We start from the raw sequence: 13,859 nt of genomic DNA, 5'->3' as shown, positions 1-13,859 counted from the left end.
GAGCGAGGGGACAGTGTGCGTCCGCGAGATGGCCGAGGAGTGAACGAGAGCGCGAAGGGAAGCAGGCGGCCAGGTGAAGGCAAGATGCGTCGTGGGTGGCTGTCCGAGCACCGGTCCGGGACGTGATCGACGGCGTTACGGTACGACGTGACGACGACGCGACGATGCGAGGCAGCGAGAGGACGATACCCGCCAGAAGCCGGTGCGTCACTTCGCGGCACGCGAATGGGGGCGCGCGGCGGTCGGACGTACGCCGAGAATGCCGTTCACAGGGGTGTGACCAGGGGTTTTGCGGGTGGGTGCGATCATGGAACGGATCGGCCCGGGGGCGGGGAATTCCGGCGGGCCCCGGCACGCTGGACAGAACGGGAGCCGGGGCGGCCGGCGCCCGTGCCGGCCGCGACGACCGGGGCCGGACGTGACGACGAGTAGAGATCGGGGTGTGGGTGCGCGGTGCGTGATCCCCAGTCGCTGTACGAGCTGGATCAGCAGGGCGTGGCCGCCGTGGCCGCGGCGAACGCGGCGCTGCGCGACACCGGCGCCGGGCTCGTGCTGCTGCACCACTTCGAGGGCTTCATGGACGCGGGCGAGGCCGGCGGCCAGGTGGTGGCGCACCTCCTGGAGAACGGCGAGCCGGTGACGGTGGCCCGCTTCGACCACGACCGCCTGGTCGACTACCGCGCCCGCCGGCCCACCATGGTCTTCGACCGCGAGCGCTGGTCGTCCTACGAGCCGCCGGAGATCCTGCTGCGCCTGGTGCACGACGCGGCCGGCGCGCCGTTCCTGCTGCTCAGCGGCCCCGAGCCGGACGTCGAGTGGGAGGCCTTCACCACCGCCGTGCGGCAGCTGGTCGAGCTGTTCGAGGTACGGCTGACGCTGGACTTCCACGGCATCCCGATGGGCGTGCCGCACACCCGCCCGGTGGGCCTGACCCCGCACGGCACCCGGCTGGACCTCGCCGCCGGGTACCCGGTCTGGTTCGAGCAGGCCCAGGTGCCGGGCAGTGCCCAGGCGCTGCTGGAGTACCGCCTCGGCGAGGCCGGCCACGACGTGCTGGGCTTCGCGGTGCACGTGCCGCACTACGTGGCCCGCTCCGCCTACCCGGCGGCCGCGGTGCTGATCCTGGAGGCCGTCCAGTCGGCCACCGGGCTGGTCCTGCCGGGCACGCCGCTGCGCGAGCGGGTCGGCGAGGTGTACGCCGACATCGAGGAGCAGCTGGCGCAGGGCGACGGGGAGCTGCGCTCGGCCATCCGGGGGATGGAGGGCCAGTACGACGCGGTGGCGGGCGCCGAGGACCGCGAGAGCCTGCTGGCCGAGCCGGTCGACCTGCCCTCCGCGGACGAGCTGGGCCGGCGCTTCGAGCAGTTCCTGGCGGAGCACGAGCGCGGGCCGGAGTAAGACCGACCGGCAATAGGGGGGTGGGTGACGCCGCACCCCTATTGCCGGTCGGTCTAAGGACGAGAACCCTTCTGACGGCCGGCCGGGAGCGCCCCGGACCGGCCGTCCGGACGTGACCGAAAACACCCCCCGGAGGCGGGAGTCATCGCGGTCCGTCGTTCGTTGGGCGGTCGGTGCTCGGGGGACGGGCTGCCGTACGGAGGACGACGACCGCTGACTCCTGCCCCGGGGGGATTCTCGTGTGGATGCACAGGCGCTCGACCACGGCCCTGACGGCCGCGCTGGCCGCGTTACTGCTGGCCGGCTGCACCGGTGACGGTGATGACCCGACCTCGGCCGCGTCCGGGGGAGGGGCCGCCCAGGCCGCTTCCCGGAAGGCCACTCCCAGCCCGACCCCGCTGCCGGTCGGCCCGTACGTGGCGCTCGGCGACTCCTTCACCGCGGGGCTGAAGGTCTCCCCGCAGGCCGGTGAGCCGGAGGGCTGCGGGCGCTCGTCCGTCAACTACCCGTCCCTGCTGGCCAAGGAGCTGAAGCTGGCGGCCGCGGAGTTCAAGGACGTCAGCTGCAGCGGCGCCCGGACCGGCGATCTGACGGGCGCGCAGAAGGTGGACGACGGCAGCAACGCGCCGCAGCTGGACGCGCTGACCCCGGCCACCCGGCTGGTGACGCTCGGGATCGGCGGCAACGACGCCGGCTTCATGGAGGTCGTCGCCCAGTGCGCCGAGGAGAACGTGCTGGACGCGGTCAAGGGCCTGTTCACCGACGGCCGGGGCGAGGCGCCCTGCCGCGAGCACTACACCTCGGGCGACGGCGCGGCCGGTGACGAGGTGCAGCGCAAGGTGGAGGCGGCGGGCGAGCGGCTCGGCCAGGTGCTGACGGAGGTCAGGCGGCGCTCCCCGCAGGCCCGGGTGTTCGTGGTGGGCTACCCGGCCCTGCTGCCGGCCGACCCGGTCCGCTGCGTGCCGGTGCTGGGCCGGACGGTGGTCCCGGGCGACCTCGCCTTCCTGTCGGAGAAGCAGCAGCAGCTCAACGCGATGCTCAAGCGCCGGGCCGAGACGGCCGGGGCGACGTTCGTGGACCTCGCGGGGCCGTCCGCCGGGCACGACATGTGCGCGGGCGAGCCGACGCGCTGGGTGGAGCCGCCGTTCCCGGCCCCGGGCCTGGCCGGCATCCACCCCAACGCCAGGGGCCACGAGGGCGCGGCCAAGGCGGTGCTGAAGGCCGTCCGGCCCTGACGCAGGTCCGGCCCTGACGCGCGTCCGGTGCCGGGCGGGGAACGGGGGGACGACGGAGGGGCCGCCCGGGGGAGCACCTCCCCGGACGGCCCCGGTCGTCGCGCCCCGGGGACGGCCCCCGACCGCCCCGGGACGCGGCGCGCCCTCAGACCAGGCGCAGCTCGTACACCTCGATCCGGACCTCCGGGTCGTCCAGGCACTCGCCGGTGGAGAGGTCGAAGCGCTGCTTGAGGAGCGGGGAGGCGACGTAGACCCTGCCGTCGGCGGTGGAGCCGAGCAGGCCGCGGGAGAGCACGTACGCGCCGGTGAAGGGGTCCTGGTTGGCCACCGCGTAGAGCCGGTCGTGGCGGTCGCGGAACACCGCGGCCTGGCGGTCGTCCGGCAGCAGGACGGCGACGCCGCGGCCGTGGCCGAGCCGCTCCGGGTGGCAGACCGGGATCCAGGCGCCGTCGGCGAGCAGCTCGATCCGGACGGTGCCGGCGTCGACGGAGGCGGAGGCGGCGGGGGCGGGGGCGGTGGCGAGGGTGCTCATCGGACGGTCTCCAGAACGGGGGAGGGGATGGTCAGGAGGAGGGGCCGGATCTGCTCGCGCTCGGGGGTGAACCGGATGCTGGGGTCCTCGATGCCGGGCGCGTTGACGAAGGAGACGAAGCGGGCGAGCCGGTCCGGGTCGGCCAGCGTGGCGGCCCATTCGTCCTGGTAGTCGGCGACGTGGCGGGACATCAGCGCCTCCAGGTCGGCGCAGATGCCGAGCGAGTCGTCGACCACCACGTCCCGGACGTGGTCGAGCCCGCCGTCGATCCGCTCCAGCCAGGCGGAGGTGCGCTCCAGCCGGTCGGCGGTGCTGATGTAGAACATCAGGAACCGGTCGATCAGCTTGATCAGGCCCTCGTCGTCGAGGTCCTGGGCGAGCAGGTCGGCGTGGCGCGGGGTGGCCCCGCCGTTGCCGCCGACGTACAGGTTCCAGCCGTTGGAGGTGGCGATGACGCCGAAGTCCTTGCCGCGGGCCTCCGCGCACTCCCGGGCGCAGCCGGAGACCGCCGACTTCAGCTTGTGCGGCGAGCGCAGGCCCCGGTAGCGCAGCTCCAGGTGGATGGCCATGGCGACCGAGTCCTGCACGCCGTAGCGGCACCAGGTCGAGCCGACGCAGGACTTCACCGTGCGCAGCGACTTGCCGTACGCGTGGCCGGACTCGAATCCGGCGTCGACCAGCCGGTTCCAGATCAGCGGCAGCTGGTCCACGCGGGCGCCGAAGAGGTCGATCCGCTGGCCGCCGGTGATCTTGGTGTAGAGGCCGAAGTCGCGGGCCACCTCGCCGATCACGATCAGCTTCTCCGGGGTGATCTCACCGCCGGGGATGCGCGGGACGACCGAGTAGGAGCCGTTCTTCTGCAGGTTGGCCAGGAAGTGGTCGTTGGTGTCCTGCAGCCCGGCCTGCTCGCCGTCCAGGATGTGGCCGGAGGCCTCCAGCTCGGGGGCGAGCGAGGCGATGATCGAGGCGACGGTGGGCTTGCAGACCTCGCAGCCCTCGCCGTCCAGCCGGCCGTGCCCGTCCAGCAGCTGCCGGTGGGTGCTGATCCGCTTGACCCGGACGATCTCGAACAGCTCGGCGCGGGTGTGCGCGAAGCACGGGCACAGGCCCTTGTCGACCTCGACGCCGCTCGCCTCCAGCTCCTCGGTGACCAGGGTGGAGAGCAGCTTGACGCAGGAGCCGCAGCCGGTGCCGGCCTTGGTGCACTGCTTGACCTGCGGCACGGTGGTGCACTGGTGCTCGGTGACCGCGGCCCGGACCTGGCCCTTGGTGACGTTGTGGCAGTTGCAGACCACCGCGTCGTCCGGCAGCGCGGAGCCGCCCAGCGAGACGGGGGCGGCCAGCCCGGCGGGCAGCACCAGCGACTCGGCGGGCACCGGCAGCGGCGTGCCCGTACCGGCCAGCGGGCGCAGGGTGGCGTACGCCTCGGCGTCGCCGACCAGGATGCCGCCGAGCAGCGCGCCCTCGGCGGTGACCACCAGCTTCTTGTAGACGCCGGCGCGGGAGTCGGAGTACACCACGTCGAGGGAGCCGGGCGTGGTGCCGAAGGCGTCGCCGAAGCTGGCCACGTCCACGCCGAGCAGCTTGAGCTTGGTGGACAGGTCGGCGCCGGTGAACGGCTGCGCGGCGGCGTCCGCCAGCTGCCGGGCCACCGTGGCCGCCATCTCGTAGCCGGGCGCGACCAGCCCGTACACCCGGCCGTCGACGGCGAGCGCGCACTCGCCGATCGCGAAGACGTGCTCGTCGGAGGTGCGGCAGAACTCGTCCACCGCGATGCCGCCGCGCTCGCCGACGGTCAGTCCGGCGTCGCGGGCGAGCTGGTCGCGGGGGCGGACGCCGGCCGAGAAGACCACCAGTCCGGTCTCCAGCCGGCTGCCGTCGGTGAAGCTCATCGCGGCGGCGCGGCCGTCGGCGCCGGCCTCCACCGCGCTGGTGCCGACGCCGGTGTGCACGACCACGCCCATCTCCTCGATGGTGCGCCGAAGGGCCTCGCCGCCGCCGTCGTCGACCTGGACCGGCATCAGCCGCGGCGCGAACTCCACGACGTGGGTCTCCAGCCCGAGCCCCTTGAGCGCGCCCGCCGCCTCCAGTCCGAGGAGCCCGCCGCCGACCACCGCGCCGACCTTGACCCCGTCGGCGTACGACTCGATGGCGCGCAGGTCCTCGATGGTGCGGTAGACGAAGCAGCCCTCGGTGTCGTGGCCGGGCACCGGCGGGACGAAGGGGTAGGAGCCGGTGGCCAGCACCAGGGTGTCGTACGCGAAGAGGGCGCCGCTCGCGGTGGTGACGGTCCGGGCGGCCCGGTCGATCGCGGTGGCCGGGTCGGCGAGGCGGACCTCGAAGCCGTGCCCGTCCAGGTCGGCCAGCAGCAGGTCGGTCGGCGTCTTCCCGGCGAAGTACGAGGTCAGCGCGACACGGTCGTAGGCCGGCCGGGGCTCCTCGGCGAGCACGACGACCCGGTAGCGGTCGGCGGCGCCGGCTTCGGCCAGGGCTTGCAGGAAGCGGTGGCCGACCATGCCGTAGCCGACCAGGACGACGGTGGGCTTGGTGGTGGTCATCGGGTCCCTCCGGGGGTGGTCGCGGTGCTGATCAGGTGCAGGGGGTGGTGGGGGAGCGTCAGGTCGCCCTCCCAGGTGTCGGCGAGGGTGCCGAGGGTGGTCAGGTCGCCGAGCAGGACGCCGCCGACCAGGCGTTCGTCGCCGTCCCCGCCGCGGCGGACGATCACCTTGCGGTAGCTGCGCCGGGCCGCGTCGGCGAGCCGCACCACCCGGTCCTGCGGCCCGGCGGGGTCGGTCTCGCCGAAGGCCGCGAGGTCCAGCGGGCTCTCGCCGCCGAGGGTGAGCCGGGTCAGCAGCCGGCTGCCGGTGTACGCGGCGGGGTGGCCGGCCAGCCGGCGGGCCAGCACGTCGGCCTGTTCCAGGGCGGGCCCGGCCAGGCCGTAGACGGTGCCGCGGTGCTCGGCGCAGTCGCCGACCGCGTGGATGTACGGGTCCGTGGTGCCGAGGTGGTCGTCGACCACCACGCCCTCGCGCACCGCGAGCCCGGCGGCCTCGGCGAGCCCGGTGCGCGGGCGGACCCCGACGGCGACCACCAGCAGTTCGGCGGTGAGCCGGTAGCCGTCGGCGAGTTCGACCCCGGTGACCCGGCGGTCCTCGGTCAGGACGGCCCTGGCCCGGCACTCGGTGTGCACCTCGACGCCCAGCCCGGCCAGGTGCCGGCGCAGCAGGTCGGCGGACTCGGCGTCCAGCTGCCGTTCCATCAGGTGCTCGCCCTGGTGGGCCAGCACCACCTGGACGCCGCGGGCCGCCAGCGCCCGGGCCGCGCTCACACCGAGCAGCCCGCCGCCGACCACCACGGCCTGCCGCACACCGGGCAGCCGGTCCTCGATGGCCGCGCAGTCCGCCATGGTGCGGAAGGCGCTCACCCCGGCCGGCAGGTCGCGGTGGCCGTCGTCGAACAGTCCGCGCAGCGGCGGCAGCACCGGGTTGCCCCCGGTGGCGAGCACCAGGTCGCCGTACGCCAGCTCCGAGCCGTCCGCGAGGTGCGCCAGGCGCCGCTCCCGGTCGATCCGGGTCACCAGGCCCTGGCGGCGGACCACCTGCGACGGCAGCTCCGCCAGCGCGGCGACCTCGGGCGAGTACCGCCCGGCGAGCACCTCGGCGAGCAGCACCCGGTTGTACGGCGTCCCGGGCTCCTCGCCGACCAGGACCACCTCCCGCCGCCCCTGCAGCGTGAGCTGCCGGGCCAGCCGGTGTCCGGCCGTGCCTCCGCCGACGATCACCACGCGGCTCTCGGTTGCTGTCATGCGGTAACCCTTGCGGACCCCTGTTACCCACCAACTCCCGGTCGGTTTCGGCCCCGGAACTTCCGCCTCAGCGCCCCCGGGCGACGATTGTGAGCCTCCCGGCGCCCCCCGGTAACAGGGGCGCGCGACGGGGCCCGCACGGGCGCACGACGGGAGCGCCGCCCCGGGAGGAGGGGGGCGGCGCTCCGCTCGGGGGTGGTGCCCGGCGGTCAGACCCGTTCGATCCGGACCGCGCAGGCCTTGAACTCGGGCATCCGGGAGACCGGGTCGAGCGCCGGATTGGTGTGCAGGTTGGCGTTGCCCGCGCCGGGCCAGTGGAACGGCATGAAGACGGTGTCCGGGCGGATCGCGGTGGTGAGCCGGGCGGGGGTGACGGTCCGCCCGCGCCGGCTCACCACCGCGACGTCCTCGCCGTCGCGCACCCCGAGCCGGTCGGCGAGCAGCGGGTGCAGCTCGACGTACGGGCCCGGGGCGGCGTCGTTCAGGGCCGCCACCCGGCGGGTCTGGGCACCGGACTGGTACTGGGCCAGCACCCGGCCGGTGGTCAGCCGCACCGGGTACTCGGCGTCCGGCTCCTCGGCCGGCGGCCGGTGCTGGACGGGCGTGAAGCGGGCCCGCCCGTCCGGCGTGGCGAACCGCTCCAGGAACAGCCGGGGCGTGCCCGGGTGGTCCTCGGCCGGGCACGGCCAGAACACCCCGTCCTCCTCGGCGATCCGCCGGTAGCTGATCCCCGCGTAGTCGGCCGGGCCGCCGGCCGAGGCCCGCCGCAGCTCGTCGAAGGCCTTCTCCGGGTCGGTCGGGAACCCCTCGCCGTGACCGAGCCGCCCGGCCAGCGCGTGCAGCACCTCCAGGTCGCTGCGCACCCCGGCCGGCGGGTCCACCGCCCGGCGGCGCAGGATCACCCGGCCCTCCAGGTTGGTCGTGGTGCCGCTCTCCTCCGCCCACTGGGTCACCGGCAGGACGACGTCGGCGAGCGCGGCGGTCTCGGAGAGCACCACGTCGCTCACCGCCAGGAAGTCCAGCGACCGCAGCCGCTCGGTGACGTGCGCCGAACGCGGCGCCGACACCACCGGGTTGGAGCCCGTCAGCAGCAGCGTCCGGACGTCCCGGCCCAGCGAATCCAGCAGCTCGTAGGCGCTGCGCCCGGGCCCGGGCAGGGTGTCGGGGTCGACCCCCCACACCGCCGCGACGTGCGCCCGGGCGGCCGGGTCGTCCAGCTTCCGGTAGCCGGGCAGCTGGTCGGCCTTCTGGCCGTGCTCCCGGCCGCCCTGCCCGTTGCCCTGCCCGGTGAGGCAGCCGTAACCCGCGTACGGGCGGCCCGCGTTGCCGGTGGCCAGGCACAGGTTGATCCAGGCGCTGACCGTGTCGGTGCCCTTGGCCTGCTGCTCCGGGCCGCGCGCGGTGAGCACCATCGCCCGCTCGGCGCCGCCGAACAGCGCGGCCGCCTCCCGCAGTTGGGGCAGCGGCACGCCGGTGACGGACTCCACGTGCTCCGGCCAGTGCGCCATCGCGGCGGCGCGGGTCTGCGCCCATCCGGTGGTCCGCCGGGCGATGAAGTCCTCGTCCGTACGGCCGTCGGCGATCACCAGGTGCAGCAGGCCGAGCGCCAGCGCCAGATCGGTGCCCGGACGCGGCGCGAGGTGCAGGTCGGCGAGCTCGGCGGTCCGGGTGCGGCGCGGGTCGACGACGATCAACGTGCCGCCGTTGTCCCGCAGTTCGCGCAGGTAGCGGACGAAGGGCGGCATCGTCTCGGCCGGGTTGGCGCCGACCAGGATCACGCAGCCGGTGCGCGGGATGTCCTCGGCCGGGAACGGCAGCCCGCGGTCCAGCCCGAACGCCCGGATGCCGCCGGCCGCGGCCGAGGACATGCAGAACCGGCCGTTGTAGTCGATCGTCGAGGTGCGCAGCACCACCCGGGCGAACTTGCCCAGCAGGTACGCCTTCTCGTTGGTCAGCCCGCCGCCGCCGAACACCCCGACCGCGTCCCGCCCGTGCGCGGCGGCGGTGGCGGTGAGCCGCTCGGCGATCAGGTCCAGCGCCTCGTCCCACCCGGCCGGGCGCAGCTCGCCGCCGCGGCGGATCAGCGGGGTGCTCAGCCGGGCCCCGGGCGCCAGCACGGCGGCCGCGTTGGCGCCCTTGCCGCACAGCGCCCCCCGGTTGACCGGGAACCCGGGCCGCTCCACCACCGAGACGGGCACGGGCCCCTCGACGCGGCGCAGGCCCATGCCGCACTGCAGCGCGCAGTACGGGCAGTGCGTGTCGGTGGTGTCGTCCATGCGGACACCCTGGCGCCTCGCTGTTTCACCGCCACGACCCGCGCGTTACGCGCACCGCACACGGGCCTCACAACCGGCGCGCCCCCGGGTGAGAGCCGGGAAACCGATGCTTACCGGCGGGCAACGACCGGGAAACACCCGTCGGCCACCCTTGGACGGCATGACCCCGCCGACGAGTCTCCTCAGCGCCCCGCGCGTCCTGCACTCCGCCCGCCGCCCGGCGCTGGTCCTGGTCGCCCACGGCTCCCGCGACCCGGCGGCGCTCGCCACCGTGGACCGGCTGCGCGCCCGGATCGCCGCCGCCCGTCCCGAACTCGACGTCCGCCTGGCCCACCTGGGCCTCAACGACCCGCTGCTGCCGGACGTGCTCGCCGCCCTGAGCGGTCCGGCCGTGCTGGTCCCGCTGCTGCTGAGCCGCGGGTACCACGTCCGCGTCGACCTGCCCCGCGAGCTCGCCGCCGCCCCGCAGGTGGCCGGCACGATCACCGCGCCGCTCGGCCCCGACCCGCTGCTCACCGAACTCCTCGCCCTGCGCCTGGCCGAGGCCGGCCCCGCCGCGGACGCCGTGGTGCTGGCCGCGGCGGGCTCCCGCGACCCCGCCGCCGCCACCGACACCGAGGCCCAGGCCCGGCTGCTCGCCGCCCGCCTCGGCCGGCCGGTGCTGCCCGGCTACGTCGCCGCCGGCGGCCCCTCGGTCGCCGAGGCCGTCACCCGCCTCACCGCGGCCGGTCACCGCCGGGTCGCCGTGGCCGGGTACTTCACCGCCCCCGGCGACTTCGCCCGCCTCGCCACCGCCGCCGGCGGGCACCTCCACGCCGCCCCGCTCGGCGACCACCCGCTGCTCGCCCGCCTGGTCCTCACCCGCTACGACCACGCCCGCCTGCGCACCGCCGCCTGACCGCGCCCCGGTACGGGTGCCGGACCTGTCCGCCGCGGCCCGCACGCCCCGACCCGGCGCGCGGCCGAGGGTTCACGCTCCCGTACGCGCCCCTTCGCGCGCGGCACATCCCCGGTGTCCGAGGCGCGGCGTACCGTGAGGGGCATATGGACGACACCGCGCACCGCCCCGCCGCCCCGCTCCCGTACGACCACGCGGCCGAGGCCCGCTGGGTGCCCGAGCCGGACAAGCGTCCGGGCCGCACGGCGTTCCAGCGCGACCGCGCCCGGGTGCTGCACTCCGCCGCGCTGCGCCGGCTGGCCGGCACCACCCAGGTCGTCGCCCCGATGCGCAGTGACTTCCCGCGCACCCGGCTCACCCACTCCCTGGAGTGCGCCCAGGTCGGCCGCGAGCTCGGCGCCGCCCTCGGCTGCGACCCCGACCTCGTCGAGACCGGCTGCCTGGCCCACGACATCGGCCACCCGCCGTTCGGCCACACCGGCGAGGAGGCGCTCGACCAGGCCGCCGAGGCCTGCGGCGGCTTCGAGGGCAACGCCCAGTCGCTGCGCATCCTGACCCGCCTGGAGCCCAAGCGCTTCGCCCCGCTCGACGAGGAGCCCGCCCGGCTCGCCCCCTGGCCCGGCCGCAGCGTCGGCCTCAACCTCTCCCGGGCCGCCCTGGACGCCGCCACCAAGTACCCGTGGAGCCGTGGCGCCCACCCCACCGACCCGGACTCGCCCAAGTACGGCGTCTACGCCGACGACCTGCCGGTCTTCCGCTGGCTGCGGGCCGGCGCCCCCGCCGGGCGCAAGTGCTTCGAGGCCACCGTGATGGACTGGTCCGACGACGTCGCCTACTCCACCCACGACGTCGAGGACGCCCTCCAGGCCGGCCACATCGACCCCGAGGCGCTGCGCGCCCCGAGCGAGCGCGCCGAACTCTTCAAGGTCGCCGAGCGCTACGCCCCCGACGCCGAGCCCGAGGAGCTGGCCGCCGCCCTCGACCGCCTGCTCGCCCAGGAGTGGTGGCCCCGCTCGTACGACGGCTCCGCCCGGGCCCGCGCCGGCCTCAAGGACCTCACCAGCCAGCTGATCGGCCGCTTCTGCCTGGCCGCCGAGCAGGCCACCCGGGCCCGCTACGGCCCCGGCCGGCTCACCCGCTACGCCGCCGAGCTGGTCGTCCCGCGCGAGGTGCGGCTGGAGTGCGCGGTGCTCAAGGCGGTCGCCGTCCGGTACGTGATGCAGCGCGACGAGCAGGCCCAGCTGCGCGCCCGCCAGCGGATCGTGATCGCCGAGCTGGCGTACGTGCTGAACCGGCGCGCCCCGGAGGGCCTCGACCCGGTCTTCGCCGCGCTGTACCGCGAGGCGGAGGACGACCGGGCGGCGCTGCGCGCGGTGATCGACCAGATCGCCACCCTCACCGACGCCTCCGCCCTCGCCCTGCACGCCAAGCTGGTCGGCGCGGCCTGGACGTGAGCACGCCCGGTGGATCCCCGCCGTCCCAGTAGACTTCCGGGGTGGCCGGGCGGATCAGGGACGAGGACGTGCAGGCGGTGCGGAGCGCACTGCCCATCGACGTGGTGGTCGGCGACTACGTACAGCTGACCAACGGTGGCGGCGGCGAGTACAAGGGGGTCTGCCCCTTCCACGACGAGAAGTCCGCCTCCTTCTACGTCAACCCCGCCAAGGGCGTCTTCCACTGCTTCGGCTGTCAGGAGAACGGCGACACCATCGCCTTCCTGATGAAGATCGAGCACTTCACCTTCGCCGAGGCCGTCGAGCGGATGGCCGCGCAGGCCAACATCACCCTGCGCTACGAGGAGGGCGGCTACAGCCCGCGCCACCAGCAGGGCGAGCGGACCCGGCTGGTCGAGGCGCACAAGGTGGCCGCCGCCTACTACCAGGAGCAGCTGAACTCGCCGGAGGCGGAGATCGGCCGCCGCTTCCTGGCCGAGCGCGGCTTCGACGAGCAGGCCGCGCAGACCTTCGGCGTGGGCTACGCGCCGGCCGGCTGGGAGCACCTGGTCCGCTACCTGCGCGGCAAGGGCTTCAGCGACAAGGAGATCCTGCTCGGCGGCCTGGCCTCGCAGGGCCAGCGCGGCGGCCTGATCGACCGCTTCCGGGGCCGTCTGGTCTGGCCGATCCGGGACATCGCCGGCGAGGTGGTCGGCTTCGGCGCGCGCCGGCTGCGCGAGGACGACAACGGCCCGAAGTACCTCAACACCCCCGAGACGCCGATCTACAAGAAGTCCCACGTGCTGTACGGCATCGACCTGGCGAAGAAGGAGATCGCCAAGTCGGGCCGGGCGGTGGTGGTCGAGGGCTACACCGACGTCATGGCCTGCCACCTGGCGGGCGTCACCTCGGCGGTGGCCACCTGCGGCACGGCCTTCGCCGAGGACCACATCAAGATCATCCGTCGGCTGCTGATGGACACCTCCTCCTACCGGGGCGAGACCGTCTTCACCTTCGACGGCGACGCGGCCGGCCAGAAGGCCGCCCTGCGGGCCTTCGAGGACGACCAGAAGTTCGCCGCCAAGACCTCCATCGCGGTCAGCCCCGGCGGCATGGACCCCTGCGACCTGCGCCTGGCCAAGGGCGACGACGCGGTCCGCGAGCTGATCGACAACCCGGTCCCGCTGTTCGAGTTCGCCCTGACCTCGGTGGTGGCCCGGCACCGGGTGGAGATCCCGGAGGGCCGTTCGGCCGCGCTGGAGGAGGCCGCGCCGATCGTCGCCCGGATCAAGGACCGCTCGATCCAGCACGAGTACGCCGTCCGCCTCGCCGGCATGCTCGGCATCCTCGACGAGCAGTTCGTCGTCCGCCGGGTGTTCCAGCTGGCCCGCTGGGAGCGCGAGCGCCAGCAGAACCCGCGCGCCGCCGGCGACCGCCGGCGCGGCCCCGAGCCCGCGCGCCCCCTGCCGCAGGCCCGCCCGGCGTACCGGCTCGACCCGCGCGACCCGGCCCAGTTCGTCGAACGCGAGCTGCTGAAGCTCGCCCTCCAGCACCCGGACCTGGTGAGCCCGGCCTTCGACAACTACGCCGAGGACGAGTTCCCCACCCCGCCGTACACCGCCGTGCGCCGCGCCATCGGCCAGGCCGGCGGGGCCGCGTACGGGACGACGCTGGCCGACTTCACCTCCGTGGTGCGCGAGGTCTGCCCGGACGACCAGGTGCGCTCGCTGGTCACCGAGCTCACCGTGGAGCCGGTGCGCTCCCGGCGCAAGGCGGACGCGATCTACGCCGGCGAGTTCCTGGTCAAGCTGCGGCTGCTCGCCGTGGACCGCCGGGTCGCCGAGGTCCGCGGGCACCTCCAGCGCCTGGGCAACCGGGCCGCCCCCGAGGAGCTGCACGCGGTGCAGACCGAGCTGTGGCAGCTCCAGCAGTACGGGCAGCAGCTGCGCAGCCGGGGCGCCGCCGCGCTCTGACGGCGGTGCGCCGCAGGGGAGTTCGGCGGGGGCGCGGTCGGGGTTCGTCCCAGAAAGTCCGCGCACGAGTCTCGGCCACGGAGTGTGGCGTGCCGCACACTGGTGGGCGTCCTGCCTCCGAACAGCGCGGGTCCGCCACCGTCGCGCCCGCCCGAGGGGATGCCCGTGGATCTTGCCGCGACCGCCCGTCCCACGCCGAACCCGTCCGCCGGGCCCGGCTCCCCCACCACCCCCACCGGGTCGCCCGCGGAACCCGCCGGGCCCGGCCCGTCCGGCGCGTCGGCCGAGCCCGCCGCCGACCACGGCCGG

The 13,859-nt window shown here is 75.1% G+C and carries 9 protein-coding genes; 5 read left to right on the top strand and 4 right to left on the bottom strand.

All coding sequences use genetic code 11. From position 1 onward, the window contains the following. Positions 1–453 precede the first annotated feature (453 nt). Positions 454–1,398 carry a PAC2 family protein gene (locus ACWEQL_RS07290; RefSeq protein ID WP_452149203.1) on the top strand — a complete coding sequence of 315 codons (945 nt, stop codon included), beginning with the start codon at positions 454–456 and terminating at the stop codon, positions 1,396–1,398. Positions 1,399–1,643: 245 nt separating this feature from the next. Then, positions 1,644–2,633 carry an SGNH/GDSL hydrolase family protein gene (locus tag ACWEQL_RS07285; protein ID WP_452149202.1) on the top strand — a complete coding sequence of 330 codons (990 nt, stop codon included), beginning with the start codon at positions 1,644–1,646 and terminating at the stop codon, positions 2,631–2,633. A gap of 145 nt (positions 2,634–2,778) precedes the next feature. On the opposite strand, the gene nirD is transcribed toward ACWEQL_RS07285, so the two are convergent. The 4 genes from nirD to ACWEQL_RS07265 all read right to left on the bottom strand — a co-directional run bounded on the left by nirD (position 2,779) and on the right by ACWEQL_RS07265 (position 9,246). Continuing rightward, on the bottom strand, positions 2,779–3,165 hold the full coding sequence (nirD, locus tag ACWEQL_RS07280) for a nitrite reductase small subunit NirD (RefSeq protein ID WP_452149201.1): 387 nt from the start codon (positions 3,163–3,165) through the stop codon (positions 2,779–2,781). Further along, the gene (nirB, locus tag ACWEQL_RS07275; protein ID WP_452149200.1) at positions 3,162–5,723 is read right to left on the bottom strand and encodes a nitrite reductase large subunit NirB; all 2,562 of its coding nucleotides are present in this window, start codon (positions 5,721–5,723) and stop codon (positions 3,162–3,164) included. Before nirB ends, nirD begins: the two co-directional genes overlap by 4 nt. Beyond that, complete coding sequence (locus tag ACWEQL_RS07270; protein WP_452149199.1) at positions 5,720–6,970, bottom strand: NAD(P)/FAD-dependent oxidoreductase; 1,251 nt, start codon at positions 6,968–6,970, stop codon at positions 5,720–5,722. Before ACWEQL_RS07270 ends, nirB begins: the two co-directional genes overlap by 4 nt. A 209-nt stretch (positions 6,971–7,179) precedes the next feature. Beyond that, the gene (locus ACWEQL_RS07265; protein ID WP_452149198.1) at positions 7,180–9,246 is read right to left on the bottom strand and encodes a molybdopterin oxidoreductase family protein; all 2,067 of its coding nucleotides are present in this window, start codon (positions 9,244–9,246) and stop codon (positions 7,180–7,182) included. A 160-nt stretch (positions 9,247–9,406) separates the two neighbouring features. Here ACWEQL_RS07265 and ACWEQL_RS07260 point away from each other — a divergent pair, with 160 nt between their 5' ends. From ACWEQL_RS07260 to dnaG, 3 genes are all read left to right on the top strand, one after another. Beyond that, the gene (locus tag ACWEQL_RS07260; protein ID WP_452149197.1) at positions 9,407–10,144 is read left to right on the top strand and encodes a sirohydrochlorin chelatase; all 738 of its coding nucleotides are present in this window, start codon (positions 9,407–9,409) and stop codon (positions 10,142–10,144) included. A gap of 146 nt (positions 10,145–10,290) precedes the next feature. Beyond that, positions 10,291–11,598 carry a deoxyguanosinetriphosphate triphosphohydrolase gene (locus tag ACWEQL_RS07255; protein ID WP_452149196.1) on the top strand — a complete coding sequence of 436 codons (1,308 nt, stop codon included), beginning with the start codon at positions 10,291–10,293 and terminating at the stop codon, positions 11,596–11,598. 41 nt (positions 11,599–11,639) lie between these two features. Continuing rightward, positions 11,640–13,550: a DNA primase gene (gene dnaG / locus ACWEQL_RS07250; RefSeq protein ID WP_452149195.1), complete on the top strand. Its 1,911-nt coding sequence runs from the start codon at positions 11,640–11,642 to the stop codon at positions 13,548–13,550. Positions 13,551–13,859 lie beyond the last annotated feature (309 nt).

The sequence above is a fragment of the Kitasatospora sp. NPDC004240 genome, from assembly GCF_053603215.1.
This window is presented reverse-complemented; position numbering and strand designations above follow the sequence as displayed.

Coding starts and splice junctions, on each gene's coding strand:
- nirB (WP_452149200.1), bottom strand. CDS start 5,723: ATGACCACCACCAAGCCCACCGTCGTCCTGGTCGGCTACGGCATGGTC.
- nirD (WP_452149201.1), bottom strand. CDS start 3,165: ATGAGCACCCTCGCCACCGCCCCCGCCCCCGCCGCCTCCGCCTCCGTC.
- ACWEQL_RS07255 (WP_452149196.1), top strand. CDS start 10,291: ATGGACGACACCGCGCACCGCCCCGCCGCCCCGCTCCCGTACGACCAC.
- ACWEQL_RS07260 (WP_452149197.1), top strand. CDS start 9,407: ATGACCCCGCCGACGAGTCTCCTCAGCGCCCCGCGCGTCCTGCACTCC.
- ACWEQL_RS07270 (WP_452149199.1), bottom strand. CDS start 6,970: ATGACAGCAACCGAGAGCCGCGTGGTGATCGTCGGCGGAGGCACGGCC.
- ACWEQL_RS07265 (WP_452149198.1), bottom strand. CDS start 9,246: ATGGACGACACCACCGACACGCACTGCCCGTACTGCGCGCTGCAGTGC.
- ACWEQL_RS07285 (WP_452149202.1), top strand. CDS start 1,644: ATGCACAGGCGCTCGACCACGGCCCTGACGGCCGCGCTGGCCGCGTTA.